Below are 18,730 nucleotides of genomic sequence, written 5' to 3'. Positions count from 1 at the left end.
CGGGTTGGCGTTTTTTTATTCGGCGAGTTGGTCCCATGCATCGTCCTGTTCTTTGGGGAACGATATGTTCCGGAAATTTCTGCTAGTTAGACGAATTAACTGGAGCGACAGAGCCTGCTTTTATATGAAGGGCCATTGCATAGAGGGATTTTAAAAAAGCGAAATTGGATGAAAATGTGTTTACAGTCTGTATGCTGGACATCGGCAAGGTGGCATGGTAACGGACGGCGCAATAACGATGCCAAATAGCCGTCTTCCATTTATCCGGGAAAATACCAACAGAAATGCCAGGGTCGTGGGCTAATCTTTACGCCATACATGGCTGAAAGAATTAGAAACTTTAATTGGCCACTAGACATGACCACGGGGCTTCCATTCTCGGTTTCAATTTTTGCGACGCCGTTTGCGCTTCGAGGGACGTTTCCCTTGTGCGCCCGCGCCATTGCACTTGTGCGCATGTTGATTGCGCGGTCTCTACTCCCTATGGGAATGAGGGTCCATTGTCCCGGACGCCAGGGACGCATGGTCGTCGGCCGTCAACGACGCATACGGCCGTACACGCACTTCAATGAGGCATCAGCAGCGTGCGGGGTTGTCGCGAGGTTATAAGAACGACATCAACGACTGCATGAATTCCGAAAAGGACGATGCATTGGAGAGGCGTTTTGCGACACGCCCTTGTTTAGATCTGTTGTAGGTGTTGCTGTGCAACTCCCGGCTTCGTCGAGGGAAAGAACCTGACTCGGAGACGCGGATCCTCAAACTTGTTCGGAGAGGAGTCGATTATGCCAAGCTATGTACGGATACCCATCACCAACATCAACATGGGCGGTGACTATACCGGTGTCGTCACGGTCGGTGTCGGCGAGAGCGCCAGATCTTTGAATTTGATTCTTGACACGGGTAGCAGCGCCTTGGCGGTAAGCGACAAGAAGTATTCGCCTGTACTCGGCACCGGGACAGCAGCGACGAACCTGGGCCAGGTCGAATCCTACGGTGATGGAAGCAGCTTTGCGGGCGCGGTCCTACGCGACACCGTCCAAATCGGCGATGTTGCCGGTACGAATGTCCCGGTTGCGGTTGCCTACGACGCTACGGATTCCATGTTCCGCGGCGCGGATGGCATTCTGGGCCTGGCCTATCAGGGGCTCGACGATGCGTTTTTGCTACCTGGCGTCACGTGGCCGGAAAAGTACACGCCGTCACAGATCGAGCACGGCAAGCGGACGACCGTTGTCCCGTGCCTGATGCAACTGGCCAACGAGGGCTTGCTGCTGGAGAAGATGGCCTTTCGTACACGTCGCTCATTCGTGAGGGTCGGTCCCACTCCAGGCACGGATCCCTTGAACGAGGGGACGTTTATCCTTGGAGGAGGAGAGGAGGCGACCGATCTCTATTCCGGGACTTTTCAAACTGCTGCGGTTCTGGCGGACGACTGGTACAGCACAAACCTCGTGTCGGTGGGCATTGGCGATCAGCAATTCCCTGTTTCATCGCGGCCCCAGGCAGGTATGCCGACAAACTCGATTGTCGATAGCGGCACGAACACGCTCGTCCTCGGTCCGACGATCATCAACCGTATCCTGTCGGTTCTGCCAACGGCTCAGCAGGAGTTGCTCAAGAGATCGATGGGCGGGAAGTTGATACCCAACACCGATCTGGACCTTTCGAAGTGGCCAACGCTGTCATTCACGCTCCAGGGAATAAGCGGCGGGCACGACGTAACACTGCAAGTGCCGCCGGAGAACTACTGGCAACTCGACGCCGGCGAAGCAGGACAAGCGATTGCCGCCATTTCGCCAGCGCAGGCGGATGGCGGGGCAATCCTTGGTTTGCCGCTCATGAATGGTTACTACACGATCTTCGACGGCACCGCGGGCTTAGGAGTTATCAAGTTTGCAACGCCCAAGTAGGCCGTTCAAGGCGGTTTGAAGCCGCAAATCCCTGCGCTCGCCCATTCGAGGGCGGCGCAGGATTCGGGAGGGCGCCCGGAACGCTTGCCATGGATGACTTGTACTGGTTCGCGACGCTTAATGCGCTCCGCTCGAGATTCTGTCGATCATTGCCTTTACGGCTTTCATCTGATTTCCCGTCTTGGTGGCAAAGTTCGGATCGTCGTAAGCAAACCAGTCCCAGCAACCATTGGGATTGTTGAACGTCTCCGGGTCGCCTTGGCCGATGAACAACTGTGGGTAGAGCACGATGATGTTGTTGGTATCCGCCCACCGGTTGTAGCCGGTATTCCTGACGTACGTCGTGCCGAAAGTGGCTTCGCCTTCCGAAAAGGCGGGGTACTGCAAGCACCCGTGGAACACGACGTGCAGCCGGCATGCTTGCCCATTGGCGCAATTGGCGGGCACGTAGATCCAGCCCGTGTCGGCCATGCTGTGCTGACGGGGGTTGCCGATGAACTCGCTCTGGTCAAACTCGATAAAGCGTTGATCGTCGAGGCTGCCGGTGTTCCTGGGATTCAGGGGGCCGTAGATCCACTTCAGCAACTCGCCCGATGCGTCGAAGTGGCAGTTGTTGATGAACGGATTGCCCTTGAAATCACAGGTATTCCCGAAGAAATCCGTGGGCATCGCATGTTCGGCCGGGACATTTTTTACGTACTTGATGTTGGCGGCGCTGATGAAGTGCCGATAATAGGTCCGCAGGTCGTTCATCACGGACTGCTTGACGACGGAATCCTGACTCCCCGAGAACATCCAGATCTTCTGGTTGGCCAGATTGGCGGTCGAATCGATCGCATCACTGCGCGCATTCGCTTTCGTTATCCGAATCAGGGTGGGAATGTCGGTCGGCATGATGGCATTCATGCAGGCCATCATGGCGAGGACCAGACTTCCTTGGGAGCACGCGTAAGGGCCTCCGGCGATGATGCCGGCGCCTTTCACGATCGACGAGTAGGCAACGTCGAATTGGACCGCCATGAATCCGCCTGACGACAGGCCTGAAACCGACGTTTGTTTGATATCGACGTTGAATGCGGGCAGCTTCGCAACTTGAGCGCCGAGCGGCACGGACTGAGCCAAACCCGCGACCAGACCGCCTATACACAAGGCCCGCCGAAAGACTGTGCAATGCGACATGTCTCGCTTCCTTGGGTTATGTGACACATCCACGCACGGCGTGGACTGGTTGGGCGTGACATCGCCTCAACACGTCACCGAGTGTTGGGCTCTTTCGCGGAAGACCGCGCAATCAACAGGCGCGCAAATTCACGGGAGCGGGCACGCAAGAGGGCGTCGCTCGACGAGCGAACGACGTCGCCTGAATAGGAACCGTGAGATGGCAGTTCAGTGGTCCGGTAACAGTCTCTTGTTCTTATGATTCCGTGATTGGAATTAAGATTAGTGGCTGTATTTTCTCAATACGGTCGGTATTTTCCCGGGCAGAACGAAGATGGTTTTTGGCACATGTTTTGCGAATGATCGGCAATTGAAACATTTGCGATCTATATGTGCAGGACCATCATTTATGAAAGCATTGAAAAATGTTGCGCGATGGATAAGCGGGCCGCAGAAGCTGACATTTTTATTGCGTGCGGTTTTCAAGTTTCTGCCGATCCGGCCAGACGGCTTCGGGGGCTCAGGCGCCATCACCGCTCACCAGCCGATCCGATGTTTCTCCTCGGTCTCCCGATGCCGCACGTCGTCGTCCGCGTGCAGGTACTGGCTCGTCGTGGTCAGCGACACGTGGCCGAGGTTGTCGCGCACGATGCGCAGGTCGAGCCGGCCGTCGGCCATGTGCGAGCCGGCGCTGTGCCGCAGCCAGTGCGCGGACGCCTGTTCGAGCACGCGCGCCTGCTGCTCGCCCGCGTCGCCTTGCGCGCGCAGCCGGTCGGCCGCGTGCCGGAACACGCTCTTGACGATCGTATGCAGCGCCGCGCGCGTGAGCGGCTTGCGCGCGTGGCCGACCGGCAGCACGAGCGGCGTATCCTCGCCGGGGCCCGGCAACGCAGGCAACTGATGCGCGCGCCGGTAGCGCGCGAGCTCGGCCATCATCTCGTCGGTGGCCGGCACGAGCCGCTGCTTGCCGCCCTTGCCGGTCACGTCGAGCCACCAGCGATCGCGCCCCTCGGCGTCGCGGCGACAGAAGAACCCGCCCATCGTGTTGTCGGCGGCTTCGGCGATCCGTAGCCCGCCAAGATACAGCAGCGTAAACAGCCAGCGCGCGCGGTCGTAGTGAAAGCACGCGCGTGCATCGTCGCGCGGCATCGCGTCGATCGCATCCTTGACCGACTGCCACAGCGCGGGCCCGAGGTGGCGCGTGACGCGCGGCGCGGGCTTGCGCATGCGCTGCCGCGACAGCGACAACGGATTGCCGGCGAGGTAGCTGGCCTGCACGAGCCACGCGAACATCACGTTCAGGATCACCATCGCCTGCCGCTGGCTGGCCGGCGACAGCGGCCCGTAGAACGGCCGCCAGCGCGGATCGCCGCGCGGATGCTTGCGGCCGCCGCTCGCGCACCAGACGTCGGCCGGCGCGGGCGCGAGCAGGAACTGCCGGTAGACGAGCAGATCCTCGTGCGTGAGCGACGACAGCGGCTTGCCGCACGCGATCACGGCCCACAGCAGCAGGCGCTCGGCTTCCTTCCGGTAGTTCTGGAACGTGGCCGGCGTGTCGACGAAGCGTGCGAGCCACGCGCGCACCGCGTCGAGGTCGTTGGTCGCGGCGATCTGCGCGTGCCCCGTGCGCGAGCGGTTGGCGCCGGCGCGTCCGTCGAGCGCGGCCGGCACGGTCAGCGCGTCGATCGGCAGCGGGCGCAGCGCGGAATCGGTGGGGACGGGCGTGGTCATGGGAGTCCGGCCTATTTCGCCGTCGTGCCGCCCGACAGCCGGCTCGCGCGCCCGCGCTGAGGCGCGGGCAGGCCGATCCGCCGGAACACGAACGCCGACAGCAGCGTGATCGCGCCCACGCACACGAAGGCCAGCATGAACCCGCTCGCGGCCGAGCCCGAGCGTGCGGCGAACAGGTTCACGAGCGCGCCGCCGATCGACACGCCGAGCCCCATCGCGAGCATCTGCATCATCGTGAACAGGCTGTTGCCGCTGGCGGCGTCCGCGTGCGACAGATCCTTGAGCGTCACGCTGTTCATCGCCGCGAACTGCATCGAGTTGGCCGCGCCGAACACGACGAGCAGCGCGCCTTCCAGCAGCGGCGACGACTGGCCGGACACGAGCGCGAACCCGGCGATGGTCACGCCGATGATCACCGTGTTGACGACGAGGAACGCCGGGTAGCCGTAGCGCTTCACGAGCGGCGCGACCCGGTTCTTCGCGAGCACGCCCGCGATCGCGGCGGGCAGCAGCATCAGGCCCGAACGCGTCGGCGTGTAGCCGAGCTGCACCTGCATCAGCAGCGGCAGCATGAACGGCACCGCGCTCGAGCCGATCCGGCACAGCAGGTTGCCGAGCAGCCCCGCGCCGAAGTTCGGCTCGCGGAACAGCGCGAGCCTGAACAACGGCCGCGCGCGCCGTCGTGCGTACGGAACGTAGGCGAGCGCGGCGGCCACGCCGAGCGCCGCGCAGCCCGCCGGCCACAGGGCGTGGCGCGCTTGCGCCGGCGGATCGACCGCGAGCGACAGCAGGATCATCGCGGCCGACAGCAGCGCGCAGCCGATGAAATCGAACGGCGGCGGCTGCGTCGCGTGATCGTGCCGCAGATGACGTTGCACGGCGACGAAGCCGACCGCGCCGACGGGCACGTTGATCAGGAAGATCCAGTGCCACGACACGGCTTCCGACAGCCAGCCGCCCAGCGTCGGCCCGAAGATCGGGCCGAGCTGCCCGCCGATCGACACGAACGCGAGCGCCGACACGTACTGTTCGCCGGGCACGCCGCGCAGGACCGACAGCCTGCCGATCGGCAGCAGCATCGAGCCGCCGACGCCCTGCAGCGCCCGCGCGACGACGAGCTGGTCGAGGCTGCGGGCGGCCGCGCAGCACACGGAGCCGAGCACGAACAGCACGATCGCGGCCGACAGCACGCGGCGCGTGCCGAAGCGGTCGGCGAGCCAGCCGGATGCGGGCGTGAGCATCGCCATCGTCAGCGTATAGACGACCACCACCGGCTGCATCGCGAGCGGCGACGCGTGCAGGCTTTGCGCAATCGAAGGCAGCGCGGTGTTGACGATCGTCGTGTCGAGCGTCTGCATAAAGAACGCGGACGCGACGATCCAGAGCAGGGCGGGGTGTGATGTGGTGCGGGTCATGGCGGGGATTCATTGACGCGCGGCCGCGCCATTTGAAAGCGTTATGTCAGCTTTTTGCGGCGTGGCCGGAAGAGCGTGCCACGAGCGATGTTAGCGGGTTGCACGGTCATCGTGAAGTCGTCTGAAGGTTGGCGCGCCCGATCCGTCGGGCGGCAAGCGGCAATTTCTCCGGACATACCCGGGCAAGTCGACGCGCGGTCGCAAGCTATCATTCGAGACGGAGGTTGTCGCCCAACCATGGCAGCGCGACGTCTTCACGTGGGCTTAAGTTTGCGTTTCCTAGAATTCGCTCGATCGCCGCTCCCCCCGGCGCGCGACCTGTTCATCACGGAGGACTCCCATGAAAGTGACATTCATCGCGCTTGCTCTGGCCGTTCCCGCTCGCATGGGCTCCGCAACGAAGGTGAAGGTCAGGCTGACCAAGGACATCCGGTGATCTGGCCGAACGCATGGCGCGTGTCCGCGCTGTTCGTGCGCGAATGGGTCGACCGTCCCGCCGCGGTGGGGGCGCTGTGCCCCAGTTCGCCGCGTCTCGCCTGCGAGATCGCATCCGCGGTGCCGGCCGGCGAAGGGCTCGTGATCGAACTCGGCGGAGGAACCGGCGCGGTGACGCGCGCCTTGCTGGAGCACGGCATCGCCCCCGAGCGGCTCGTGGTGGTCGAGCGCTCGCACGTGTTCGCACGACACCTGCAGGCGCGGTTTCCAGCCGTGACGATCGCGCACGGCGACGCGGCGGAGCTCGATCGCCTGCTGCCGCCCGATACGCGGGTCGACGCGATCGTGTCGTGCCTGCCGCTGCGCTCGCTGCCGCGTCAGGTGGTGTCGACCATCGTCGGGCAATGCCACCAGGCGCTGTCCAGTGACGGCGTCATGATTCAGTTCACCTACGACTTGCGGTCGCCGGCTTACCGCCCATCCCGATACCCGGGTTTCGTGGTCACGCGCAGCCCTATCGTCTGGAGAAACATCCCGCCCGCGCGCATTGACGTGATGCACAAGCAAGTCCTGTAGAACCGCACGGGAGCGCGACCGGGCGCAGGTTCATCGCCGCAAACATGAAGGGAACGAGACTGGCGGCGCTGCTGTGTGCAAGCGCCTTCGCGCTGGCGGGCTGCGGCAGCGGCGACGGACCGACGCCCGGCACGACGGCCGCATTCGATGATGCGATTCGCGTTGCGCTGTCGAAGGTCGATCTGTCGAGCACGCTGATCGTCGTGACGGCCGACCATGACCATACGATGACGACGGTAAAGCGACCCTAAAGCTGTGGGGCGCACCTGCCGTTATCACCGGCTATCGCAAACGTTTGATAGCGCCCGCCATTCTGTTCACATGAGACCGTTGAAGACCGCCGTTCGAACCAAGGGCGATCTGCTGCCCATCCCCGCCGCGGAACGGGACAGGATCGCGCTCGAATGCTATATGGCGTTGTGCACGCTCCGCTCCGGCCGGGGCGATTGCCATACGCTGACCGTGCTGACGCACGCGCTCGTCGCGACGCACTTCCTGCTGGAGGCGGGGGTGAGCGACGATCGCGAGCGCCGCGCGACGTTCGACGCGGCCCAGGACGCGATCAACCGGTGCGATCCGGCCGCGGCCGTGGCCGGCGCCTGCGCGCCGGCGAGCGCTGCGGCATCGGACGCGATCGGCGGCCTGCTGGCGCTCTACGATCGCCAGTTGCGGCTTGCGCCGCGCGCGACGGTGGCGCAGGTCGCCGAACGGGTCGATGCGTATTTGGGCAGGTCGCGCGACGCCGCGGGCGAGATGGAGCAGTGCGCGGCGTAGCGTGTGTCGCGGCTGGCGCGAGAAGGCGCGAAGCCTAGATCCGCGCCAGCGTACCGTGGTCGGCTTCGCCGCCGTAGTATTTTTCGAGCGCTTCGACGAACACCGCGTTGTCCGAGGTCGCGTGCGCGAACAGCGTGACCGACGACCGGAATTTCAGATAGTCCGGATAGCCGAAGATCTCCTGGATCGAGCGGCCGTCGACGTGGTTGACGAGCCGCGTGCATTCGCGCAGCCGTTCGCCGAGCACCGGATGCCGAAGATACGCGTCGGCTTCGCGCAATGACGCGATCGCGTAGCGCTGCGCCATGACGCTGTCGCCGAGCCCTTCGATCTGCGGAAAGACGAACCACATCCAGTGACTGCGCTTGCGCCCGCTGCGCAGTTCGTCGCAGACCTGTGCATACACCGGATCCTGCGCATCGACGAAGCGCTGAAGGTCATAGGGATCGTCCATGTCTCCCTCCGTCCATCCCGCCGCGGCAAGCCGTGGCGACGTTCATTGTGATCCGGGTCCGGAGGGCATGCAATTGCGCGCCGCGCCCCGCGTCCCGCCCGATGGCCGCGCGCCGGCGACAGGCGTAGCATGAGGAATCCGGCCAGCCGCGATCCTGGCGGGGCAGCCGTGCACCACGGACCGGTCGCGGCCGGCCGCGCGTGACGGGCCGGCAAAGGAGCCTCGATGCGCCCGCAAGCGACTTCCGCGTCACGCGTCAGACGTTATGCGATCGCGGCCGCGATCGTCGTCGCCGGCCTGATCGCCGTCGGGCGCGTCACCGGTGTGCTGGTCGACTGGCTGTGGTTTGCGTCGGTCGGCTACACGGGCGTGTTCTGGACGATCCTGCTCACCCGGGTGCTGCTGTTCGTCGTCGCGTTCGCCGCATCGGCGGCGGCGATCGGCGCGTCGGGCCTGCTCGCGCATCGATACGCGACGCGCATCGAGATCTGGCAAGTGGAGGAGGCGTTGTCGACGCGCGCGGAGGAGGCCGTCCGGGCGCTGGCCGGGCAAGTCCTGGCGCGCATTCCGTGGCGCTTCGTGATCGCGGTCGCCGCGGCGGTGCTGGCGCTGGCGATCGCCGGCAACGAGATGTCGAACTGGCCGATCGCGCTGCGCTTCGTTCATCAGGTGCCGTTCGGCGAACGCGATCCGATCTTCGGCGAGGACATCGGCTTCTACCTGTTCTCGTTGCCAGCGTGGATCGCGATCAGGAACTGGCTGCTGCAGCTGCTCGTGTGCAGCGCGCTCGTCGCGGGCGCCGTCTACTGGCTGCGCGGCGACCTCGTGCTGCGGGCGCCGAAAGGGATGGCGTCGGCCGCAGCGGTGCACGGCTCGGTGCTGCTGGCGCTCCTGTTCCTGCTGAAGGCGTGGTCGTGGTGGCTGGACCGTTTCCTGCTGCTCTACGACAACAACGACGTCGTGGTCGGCGCGGGCTATACCGATGTCCACGTCGTGCTGCCGGTGCTGTGGCTGCTCATCGGCGTGGCGATCGCGGCGGCCGCCGCGCTGGCGGTCAACCTGCGGCGACCCGGCTATCGGCTGCCGGCCGCCGCCGCGCTGCTGGTGTTCGGCGGCGGGTTCGCGCTCGGGGTCGTCTATCCCGCGCTGTTCCAGCGCTTCTACGTGAAGCCGAGCGAACTGCAGCTCGAGACGCCGTATCTCGCGCACAACATCGCGCTGACGCGGCAGGCCTACGGCCTCACGCAGATCGCAGTCCAGCCGTTCGACGCCGGGCAGGGCCTGAATCCCGCGTCGCTCGCGGCCAATCGCGCGACCATCGACAACATCCGGCTGTGGGACGCGCAGCCGCTGATGGATACCTACGCGCAATTGCAGGAGATTCGCACCTACTACAAGTTCTTCTCCGTCGATATCGACCGCTACGCGCTCGCGTCCGGCTACCGGCAGGTGATGCTGTCGGCGCGCGAACTGGAGCCGGCGATGCTCGCGGGGAACGCGCGCATCTGGGTGAACCTGCACCTGCTGTTCACGCACGGCAACGGCGTCGTGATGTCGCCGGTCACGGAGAAATCCGCGGAAGGCCTGCCTTCGCTCTATCTGCGGGACATTCCGCCCGTCGCCGACGGCGGGCCGGCGATCAGCGAGCCGCGCGTCTATTTCGGCGAAGGCGAGCAGGGCTATGTGATCGTGAAGGGCAGCGTGCCCGAATTCGACTACCCGAAAGGGGACGGCAACGTTTACACGACGTACGGCGGGCGCGACGGCGTCGCGATCGGCGGCATCGCGCGGCGCAGCCTGTTCGCGTGGCAGTTCGACGATCCCAACATCCTGCTGACCCGCTACGTCACGCGTGACAGCCGGATCCTGTTTCATCGCAACATTCGCGACCGGATTCGCACGATCGCGCCGTTTCTATCGCTCGACCATGATCCGTATCCGGTCGTGAGCAACGGGCGCCTGTTCTGGATTCAGGATGCCTACACGACCAGCCGCTGGTTCCCGTATGCGCCGCCGGGCGTCGGCGACGGCGACAACTACATCCGCAACGCGGTCAAGGTGGTGGTCGATGCGTACAACGGCACGGTCGACTTCTTTGTCAGCGATCCGGCCGACCCGCTCGTGCGGACCTACGCGCGCATCTTCCCCGGCATGTTCAAGCCGCTCGCGGCGATGCCGCAGGACCTTCGGCGGCATGTCCGTTACCCGGAGGACCTGTTCCTGATCCAGGCGAACCTGTACCGCGCGTACCACATGGATACGCCGGAAGTCTTCTACAACCGCGAGGACCTGTGGCAGTTCCCGCGCGAGCTGAGCGATATCGACGGCGGCGATGCCGCGGGCACGCGGATGGCGCCGTATTACACGATGATGCGCCTGCCGGGCGACGCAGGCGCCGAGTTCGTGCTGATGCTGCCGATGGTGCCGAGCCAGCGCGAGAACATGATCGCGTGGCTGGCGGCGCGTTGCGATCCGCCCGAGTACGGCAAGCTGATCGTCTATACGTTCCCGAAGGACAAGCTCGTCTACGGGCCGTTTCAGATCGAGGCGCGCATCCAGCAGAGCACCGAGATCTCGCAGCAGATCTCGCTGTGGAACCAGATGGGCTCGCGCGTGATTCGCGGCCATCTCGTCGTGGTTCCGATCGAGCACTCGATCCTCTACGTTTCCCCGCTCTATCTGCGCGCGGCGTCCGGACAACTGCCGGAACTGAAGCGCGTGATCGCCGCGTACGGCGAGCGCGTCGTGATGGAGGACACGTTGAGCGCGGCGCTCGCGGCGCTGTTCAAGGAGACGGCGTCGGCGGGCGCGCCGCCGCCGGGCGCGGCGGATGCGCGCGCCCGCGAGGCCCTCGCGCATTACGCGCGCGCGCTCGAACGGCTGAAGGCGGGCGACTGGGCCGGCTTCGGCGCCGAGCTGGACGCGCTGCGGCCGTTGCTCGAATCGATGGGGGGCGGCCCTGCCGCAACGCGCAAGTGAGCGGCACGCGTCGAATGCGCGATTCCCGCGCCGCGGCCGTCAGTTGCCTTTCGGCTTCACTTCGGCGGCACCACCTGACCGCGGATTTCACCGGCCGGGTGATCCTTGGTATGCACGTTGACGTACAGGTTGCCGGCCAGGAACGCCTGCGCGTCGGACGGCGACAGCGTCGCCTGGCCGGTGAGCGGACTCTCGGCCGACATCGCGCCTTTCTGCGACAGCCAGACCAGGGGCGACGCATTCTTGCCGACCGGAGCCGGGCCGTGGAAGTGCGCCATGATGGCGGCGCTCGACAGGCCGCTGAAGGTGACCGTCCACTTGACGACGCGGGTGTCCGGATCGTAGGTCAGGTCGGCCGTGCCCGTGCCCTGGGTCTGCACGGGCGGGACTTCCTGCGAGCCGGCCAGCGGCACGGAAAACGACATCGGCGCCGCCTGCGCGAGCGTCATCGATCCCGCGCACGCGAGCCCGGCGAGTACCACGGAGGCGCGCCGCGACATTGAAGTAGGCATCTGCTATCTCCGATCCGGTTCCGCCGGGCCGGACGGCGACCCTTCGCCGTCGTTCGACCGGGGCGCGAGCACCGGAAGCAAGAACACGTGGAAAGGGAAATGCAGGCTTTGCCACGGCAACGGCACGACCGCGAGAAAGGGACAAAGCCCGAAAACCATTCTAGGTCAGCCGGTCGGGTTTGCCTGCGGCGAGCGGGTGCGGCGATCGTGCTCGGGGTCGCGTGGTTCGTGCTCGGGGTCGCCTGTCTGGCGTGGCTTACGCGATGGTTCAGGCAGCCGCCGCCGGAGGGGGCATTGCAAGGTCCGCATTGAGACGCCCGGACGGAAATGCGTGCTAGTGTTTCGAAGCGAGATTCCCCATGTGAGCGAGAGGTGAGTGATGGATCGGTCAGACAAGTCGGCAAAAGCACGCGCGGCACTTGACCAGCTGTTTTCGGGCGTTCCGCCCGGGGAAGCGAATCGCGCGTCACGTTCCGGCAGTCCGTTCGACGCGCCGGATGACAGCGCCGATGTCGATCCAGGCGTTCGCGGCAGAGTCGAAGTCGCGCTGTCGACAAGAATTCAGCTGCGCGGCTACCCGAATGCGGACGCGTTCATGAAGCGCATGGCCGAAGCCTGGGGCTTGGAGTGGGGCGCATATGACAGCGTTCAGGCCGTGGCAAGGCTGCCTGCCGGATGGCGATTCCGCCAGCTTCCGGGCGTCACGCAGATCGTCGACAGGCACGACGTACTGCGAGCGGAGAGCAGCTTGCAGGGTGGCGAGATGTCCTATCTGAAAGTGCATCCTCGATACTATATCGACGCACGCAAGGGGTTTGCCTGGGGACGATCATCGATCGCTGCCGATGATCCTGAACTGGACGGCCCCGACTGGCACTGCTTCGTGATCGATCGGGAGAAATCCGGCGAAGTGCATGAAATGACGAGTTCGTCGTTGAAAGCCGATCTGGACCGTGCGCGAACGACATTGCTGAAATGGCTGGACGAGCACTACCCCGATCATCGTGATCCCTTTGCGTATTGGACGGATTGCGAACCTGCGTCGTAATCCGCTCTCGATTTTCCGGGGTTCAGGATAGTGTGTTTTTGCTGCTCGAAACCCGGTTTCTTCCCTCGCGCTTGGCGGCATACAGCGCTGAATCCGCGTGACTCGCCAACGCGTCGAGCGAAGCAGGCCATGAGTTGCGGGCGGTCGCACAGCCAATGCTGACGGTGAAAGGGGGCACGGCGTCAGGAAATCCGGACAGCCGATTGCGTTCGACTTCGTCGCGAATGGCCTCTGCAACCTTCGCGGCCCCGATTTCGTCGGTGTCCGGCAAGACGGCGACGAATTCCTCGCCGCCGTAGCGCGCTGCGATATCGCTGCGGCGCCGCGTATGCTTCCGGATGCATTCGGCGAGATATCTCAATGCCGTATCGCCTTGCGCATGTCCGTAACGGTCGTTGTATTGCTTGAAATGATCCGCGTCGATAAACAGCAGGGACAGGCAGCCGCTGCTGCTGCGACGGAGTCTTTCCCACTCGTCCGAGAGAGCCGCGTCGAGTGCGCGGCGATTTCGCAGGCCGGTCAGCGGATCGGTCCGGGTGAGATCCGTCAACAGGCGCTGCTTGCGAAGGTTGTCTCGCAATGCGAATGCCAGCAACCAGACCACCGCGCAGAACAATGCCGCGATCAGGGAAGCGGAAATGCCGACTTTCCAGGACATGCGCGTGGTGTTGTCCAGCACGTCCCGCTCGGCCGGCGCAACGACGGCGATGAGCGGCGTACCCGGAACGCGCTGGAACGTATACAGCCGCAAGATCCCGTCGATGGGCGAGTGGGCGGCATAGAACCCGGAATCGCGGCTGACCATGCGCTCGAATGCCTTCGAGTTGCGCAGCCGGTTCGACTGGTGCTCGCTGAGAGGAGGATTCCTGGCCAGGATGGTGCCGTCCGCACGCATGATTGCGCTGATGCCGTGGGGCCCTACGTTCAGCCTGGAAAGGAGTCGGCCGAAGTAGTTCAGGTCGATGGCGACGACCGCTATGCCGTTGAATGAACCATCCGGCCGGTTGATTCGCCTGGACAGCGCGATGGATGCCTTGCCGTCGCGCGAACGGGCCCGATAGGCCTCCGATACGTAAAGACCGACGTCCGCCGACGCGCGATGGACGGTGAAATAGTCGCGATCGCTGAAATCCCAAATATGCGGTGTGCTGCAGCAGCCGTCGATCAGCTGACCGTAGAGGTCCGTTACGCCCATCCCGGTAACGTATTGTGCGGCGGTGCGCTGGAACAGCAAATCGTGCCGCAATAGAGGATCCATGCGCCGAACGGCGGGATTGTCGACTTCGGACGCGAGGACGACGAGGGCGCTATTGGCCGTTTCCACGGTCCGCTCGATCTCGCTGACCAGGACGGCGGTGACGTTCCGGGACGTCTCGTGCGCGTGCGCGACGACTTCGCTTCTCGCGGCCCAAAGCGTGATCACGCTGACACCGACGGCAGCCAACGACATCAACGTACCCAGCGCGCCGACGACGAGATGGTGCCGTCCGGCCCAGTCGGCAATTTTCTCGATTGAAATGGATGCGGACATGCTTGAACGGGTGTCGGGTGGTCGGTCTGGTTAGTCCGGGCGGGGAGGCGAAAGCCGAGTTAACGGCAGGTCCGGTGGAAAATCGAGGCGCACGGTTGCGAGCTGGAAGAACAAATTGATGCAAAGGCTTTTTGCATCAAATTGGCCCCCCGCGCCACGCCAACCCGGGGCATTACATTTCGAATAAGTTCCAATTCGCACATGAAGCCGGATTCGAACATCAAAACGAACAAGCCTTGGGGCATGCGAGATCCGACCGCCGCTCGGCCCAGACGTCACGATTGTCCAATCCAGCAAGGCCTGCCGGCCATCCGCCGGCTTTCCGGCATGGTTTTCCCTGATGTCGGCCGAGTTTTCAAGTGATACGATGACCGACGTGGGATATCGATTCGATGTTCGAATTCGAGCATCGGACGATCCCACGTCGCCGAGCGGGGCCGGCCGCAGTCCCGTATATGGATGGAGACAATCTTGCGAAAAATCATGGGCTTGCGCTGGTGGATCATCGCGCTCGTATGCGTTGGGACCATCGTCAATTACCTGTCGCGCAACGCGCTCGGTGTGATGGCGCCCGAATTGAAGACCCTGCTGCACATGAACACGCAGCAATACTCATATGTCGTCGCATCATTTCAGGTCGGCTACACGATCATGCAACCGGTGTGCGGACTGATCATCGACCTGATCGGCCTGCGCATCGGTTTTGCGGTGTTCGCGTGTCTCTGGTCGCTGACGGGCGTGCTGCACGGTTTCGCGGGCGGCTGGCTGTCGCTCGCGGCGCTGCGTGGCCTGATGGGGCTATCGGAGGCCGTCGCGATTCCAGCCGGGATGAAGGTCGTCGCCGAATGGTTTCCGAACCGCGAGAAGTCGGTCGCGGTCGGCTATTTCAATGCCGGCACCTCGCTCGGTTCGCTGCTGGCGCCGCCGCTGGTCGTGTTCCTTTCGCTGCGCTACGGCTGGCAGAGCGCGTTCGCGGTTACGGGCGCGCTCGGGTTCGTCTGGGCCGCGATCTGGTATCTGTTCTACCGCTCGCCCACCGATCATGCGCGCATCAGCACGACGGAGCGCGACGCGATCGTCGGCGGCCAGACGCCGGTGGCGTCCGGTGCGCGCGACAAGCGCCGCGTGCGCGAAGTGCTGGGCACGCGCCGCTTCTGGGCGATCGCGCAGGCGCGCTTCTTCGCGGAGCCGGCGTGGCAGACGTTCAGTTTCTGGATTCCGCTGTATCTCGCGACCGAACGGCACATGGACCTGAAGCAGATCGCGCTGTTCGCGTGGCTGCCGTTCCTCGCGGCCGACCTTGGCGGGCTGTTCGGCGGCTACCTGTCGCCGTTCCTGATGAAGCGGTTCCGCATGCCGCTGATCTGGTCGCGGATCGCCGGCGTCGTGCTGGGCGCGTTCATGATGATCGGCCCGGCCTGCATCGGGCTCGTCTCGTCGCCGTACCAGGCGATCGCGCTGTTCTGCGTCGGCGGCTTCGCGCACCAGATGATTTCGGCGCTCGTGAACACGCTGGCGGCCGACGTCTTCGAGCCCGGCGAAGTCGGCACCGCCGCGGGCTTCGCGGGGATGGCGGCGTGGACCGGCGGGCTCGGCTTCTCGCTGCTCGTCGGCGCGCTGGCCGACAAGCTCGGCTACGGGCCGCTGTTCGGGGCGCTCGGCGCATTCGACCTGATCGGCGCGGCGCTGCTCGTGCTCCTGATGCGCGGCGTGACGCGCGACCCGAGCCCGCAAAAGATCGACAACGGCGCGCATTCCGCCGCCTGACCAGACCTCGACATCCATCATGGCCACCTTGAAGAATCGACCGCGCTTCGCGTTGTCCGCCCGACAGGGCAATCACCTCGTTCTGACGGCCGCCGACGGCTGCCGGATCGAACTGTTCGTCCTCGCCGACGACATCATCCGCGTCCTGGTGTTGCCCGACGGCGCGTTGCGCGGGCCGCGCACGTGGGCGATCGCGCCCGGCATGGAAGACGTGCCGCTCGAAGGGCGCGACCGGCGCGACATGAGCGGTTTCGACGCGGTGCCGTACGCGACGGCGGTCGATGCCGATCGCGTGACGATCGAAACCGCGCGCGTGCGGCTCACGGTCGCGCTCGACGGCGGCTTCTGCGCGTGGGACATCCTGCACGACGGCGCATGGCAGCGCGTGATGAACGATCGCAAGACGCAGGCATACAACTTCGGCTGGTGGGACGCGCGCGCGTATCACTACGTCGAGCGCCGCCCGGGCGAGATGTATGTCGGCCTCGGCGAGCGTGCGGGCGCGCTGGATCGCGCGAACCAGAGCTTCGAAATGCGAAATATCGATGCGATGGGCTATAGCGCGCGCACGAGCGATCCGCTCTACAAGCACATCCCGTTCTACGTGACGTGGCAGCCTCAGGCGGCGACAGGGTTCGGCCTGTTCTACGACACGCTCGCCGATTGCCGCTTCGACATGGGGCGCGAGCTGGACAACTATCACGGGCACTACCGCCATTTCGTCGCCGAGCACGGCGATCTCGACTATTACTTCATCGCGTCGCCGGGCACGCCGCTGCACGCGGTCCGGCGCTTCACGTGGCTGACGGGCCGGCCGGCGCTGATGCCGAAATGGGCGCTCGGCTATTCCGGCTCGACGATGAGCTACACCGATGCGCCCGACGCGCAGGAGCGGATGGGCGAATTCCTCGCGCGGTGCGGTGAGCACGACATCCTGTGCGACTCGTTTCACCTGTCGTCGGGCTACACGTCGATCGGCCCGAAACGCTACGTATTCCACTGGAATCGCGACAAGTTCCCGGACGTCGACGGCTTCGTGCGGCGCTACCTCGATCACGGCGTGCGGCTGTGCGCGAACATCAAGCCGTGCCTGCTGCAGGACCATCCGGCTTTCGGCGAGGCCGCCGAAGCGGGCCTGCTGATCGAAGCGCGCGACGGCGATCCCGCGTGGGTGCAGTTCTGGGACGAAGTGGGCGCTTATCTCGACTTCACGAATCGCGCGACGATCGACTGGTGGAAGGCGCGCGTGAAGGAAAGCCTGCTGCGTCACGGCATCGCCGCGACGTGGAACGACAACAACGAGTTCGAGATCTGGTCGCCCGACGCGATCGCGCAGGGCTTCGGCCGGCCGTTCCCGGCGCGTGAGGCGAAGGTGCTGCAGACCCTGCTGATGATGCGCGCGTCGCGCGACGCGCAGCGCGAACATGCGCCGCAACGGCGCCCGTTCCTCGTGTCGCGCTCGGGCGGCGTCGGCATGCATCGGTACGTGCAGACGTGGTCCGGCGACAACTACACGTCGTGGGAAACGCTGCGCTACAACCTGAAGATGGGGCTCGGCCTCGCGATGTCGGGCGTGTCGAACAGCGGCCACGACATCGGCGGCTTCGCCGGCCCGGCGCCAGAACCGGAACTGCTGCTGCGCTGGGTCGCGTTCGGCTGCTTCCTGCCGCGCTTCAGCATTCACTCGTGGAACGACGACGGCACCGTCAACGAGCCGTGGATGTATCCGGACGTGACCGGCCAGATCGCCGGGCTGATCAAGCTGCGCTATCGACTCATCCCTTACCTGTACGAGCTGCTGTGGCAGTCGCACAGCGCATATGAGCCCGTGCTGCGGCCGACGTTCGCCGAGTTTCCGCATGATCCGCAGTGCCTCGTCGACGGCGACGACATGATGCTCGGCCCGTCGTTGCTCGTCGCGCCCGTGGTCGAGAAAGGGCAGCGCGAGCGTCAAGTGTATCTGCCGGCAGGCACGCGCTGGGTGTCGTACTGGAGCGGCGAGGCGTTCGACGGCGGCCGGACGGTCACCTTGCCGGCGCCGTTCGAGCAGCCCGTGATGCTGCTGCGCGAGGGCGCCGTGCTGCCGCTGAACATCGCGGAACAGCATTTCAATCGCCCCGCGGACGAGCGCGCATTCGTCGTCGTGCCGCATGCGGGCAGCGGCGTTGCGATGGGCGGCTGTGTCGAGGACGACGGCGAAACCGAAGCGTGGCGCGGCGGCGAGCAGGGGAGATGGAACGTCACCGTGGCGAGCGATACGGCCACGTTGCGCATCTCGGTCGATCGCGCCGGCCCGATGCGCAGCAACCAGACGCACGTGCGGGTGAGCGTGCCGTCGGCCGACCGGCGTAACGCCGTTTGCACGCACGGCGACATCGCCGACGAGCGCGTGGCCGACGGCTGGCGCCACCTGAGCATTCCTCTTTCCCGTCGATAA

14 protein-coding genes are annotated in these 18,730 nt (G+C 64.8%); 8 read left to right on the top strand and 6 right to left on the bottom strand.

Annotation, left to right across the window (positions count from 1 at the left end):
• Positions 1-785: 785 nt before the first annotated feature.
• Entirely contained in the window at positions 786-1,913 is a 1,128-nt protein-coding gene (locus KY49_RS29985) for a pepsin-like aspartyl protease (RefSeq protein WP_060208770.1), read from the top strand.
• A 117-nt stretch (positions 1,914-2,030) separates the two neighbouring features.
• Here the strand turns inward: KY49_RS29985 and KY49_RS29980 are convergent, their stop codons facing one another.
• From KY49_RS29980 to mdtD, 3 genes are all read right to left on the bottom strand, one after another.
• Complete coding sequence (locus KY49_RS29980; RefSeq protein WP_230380814.1) at positions 2,031-3,092, bottom strand: extracellular catalytic domain type 2 short-chain-length polyhydroxyalkanoate depolymerase; 1,062 nt, start codon at positions 3,090-3,092, stop codon at positions 2,031-2,033.
• A gap of 516 nt (positions 3,093-3,608) precedes the next feature.
• The gene (locus tag KY49_RS29975; RefSeq protein ID WP_156162637.1) at positions 3,609-4,802 is read right to left on the bottom strand and encodes a tyrosine-type recombinase/integrase; all 1,194 of its coding nucleotides are present in this window, start codon (positions 4,800-4,802) and stop codon (positions 3,609-3,611) included.
• Between the two features lie 11 nt (positions 4,803-4,813).
• Complete coding sequence (gene mdtD, locus KY49_RS29970; RefSeq protein WP_042587955.1) at positions 4,814-6,217, bottom strand: multidrug transporter subunit MdtD; 1,404 nt, start codon at positions 6,215-6,217, stop codon at positions 4,814-4,816.
• Positions 6,218-6,649: 432 nt separating this feature from the next.
• On the opposite strand from mdtD, the gene KY49_RS29965 reads away from it, so the two are divergent.
• The 3 genes from KY49_RS29965 to KY49_RS29955 all read left to right on the top strand — a co-directional run bounded on the left by KY49_RS29965 (position 6,650) and on the right by KY49_RS29955 (position 8,002).
• The gene (locus KY49_RS29965) at positions 6,650-7,228 is read left to right on the top strand and encodes a class I SAM-dependent methyltransferase (protein ID WP_042587954.1); all 579 of its coding nucleotides are present in this window, start codon (positions 6,650-6,652) and stop codon (positions 7,226-7,228) included.
• Positions 7,229-7,272: 44 nt separating this feature from the next.
• Entirely contained in the window at positions 7,273-7,479 is a 207-nt protein-coding gene (locus KY49_RS29960; protein ID WP_042587953.1) for a hypothetical protein, read from the top strand.
• 70 nt (positions 7,480-7,549) lie between these two features.
• Positions 7,550-8,002: a hypothetical protein gene (locus KY49_RS29955; RefSeq protein WP_042587952.1), complete on the top strand. Its 453-nt coding sequence runs from the start codon at positions 7,550-7,552 to the stop codon at positions 8,000-8,002.
• Positions 8,003-8,036: 34 nt separating this feature from the next.
• Here KY49_RS29955 and KY49_RS29950 read toward each other — a convergent pair whose 3' ends face one another.
• Complete coding sequence (locus KY49_RS29950) at positions 8,037-8,456, bottom strand: DUF1810 domain-containing protein (protein ID WP_042587951.1); 420 nt, start codon at positions 8,454-8,456, stop codon at positions 8,037-8,039.
• 225 nt (positions 8,457-8,681) lie between these two features.
• Here KY49_RS29950 and KY49_RS29945 point away from each other — a divergent pair, with 225 nt between their 5' ends.
• On the top strand, positions 8,682-11,435 hold the full coding sequence (locus tag KY49_RS29945) for a UPF0182 family membrane protein (protein ID WP_042587950.1): 2,754 nt from the start codon (positions 8,682-8,684) through the stop codon (positions 11,433-11,435).
• Between the two features lie 56 nt (positions 11,436-11,491).
• Here KY49_RS29945 and KY49_RS29940 read toward each other — a convergent pair whose 3' ends face one another.
• A complete protein-coding gene (locus KY49_RS29940) occupies positions 11,492-11,947 on the bottom strand; it encodes a CHRD domain-containing protein (RefSeq protein WP_042587949.1) in 456 nt (151 codons plus the stop codon).
• A gap of 379 nt (positions 11,948-12,326) precedes the next feature.
• Between KY49_RS29940 and KY49_RS29935 the strand changes: the two genes are divergently transcribed.
• Positions 12,327-12,995, top strand: coding sequence for a hypothetical protein (locus KY49_RS29935; protein ID WP_042587948.1), 669 nt, complete (start codon positions 12,327-12,329; stop codon positions 12,993-12,995).
• Between the two features lie 22 nt (positions 12,996-13,017).
• Here KY49_RS29935 and KY49_RS29930 read toward each other — a convergent pair whose 3' ends face one another.
• Positions 13,018-14,526: a sensor domain-containing diguanylate cyclase gene (locus KY49_RS29930; RefSeq protein ID WP_042587947.1), complete on the bottom strand. Its 1,509-nt coding sequence runs from the start codon at positions 14,524-14,526 to the stop codon at positions 13,018-13,020.
• Between the two features lie 471 nt (positions 14,527-14,997).
• On the opposite strand from KY49_RS29930, the gene KY49_RS29925 reads away from it, so the two are divergent.
• On the top strand, positions 14,998-16,293 hold the full coding sequence (locus tag KY49_RS29925; RefSeq protein ID WP_042588846.1) for an MFS transporter: 1,296 nt from the start codon (positions 14,998-15,000) through the stop codon (positions 16,291-16,293).
• 19 nt (positions 16,294-16,312) lie between these two features.
• Positions 16,313-18,730 carry a glycoside hydrolase family 31 protein gene (locus tag KY49_RS29920; RefSeq protein WP_042587946.1) on the top strand — a complete coding sequence of 806 codons (2,418 nt, stop codon included), beginning with the start codon at positions 16,313-16,315 and terminating at the stop codon, positions 18,728-18,730.

It is taken from the genome of Burkholderia sp. MSHR3999 (genome assembly GCF_000833595.1).
GTDB lineage: Bacteria > Pseudomonadota > Gammaproteobacteria > Burkholderiales > Burkholderiaceae > Burkholderia > Burkholderia ubonensis.
Note: the sequence above shows the minus strand (reverse complement) of the source record. Positions and strands in the feature narration are given on the sequence as shown.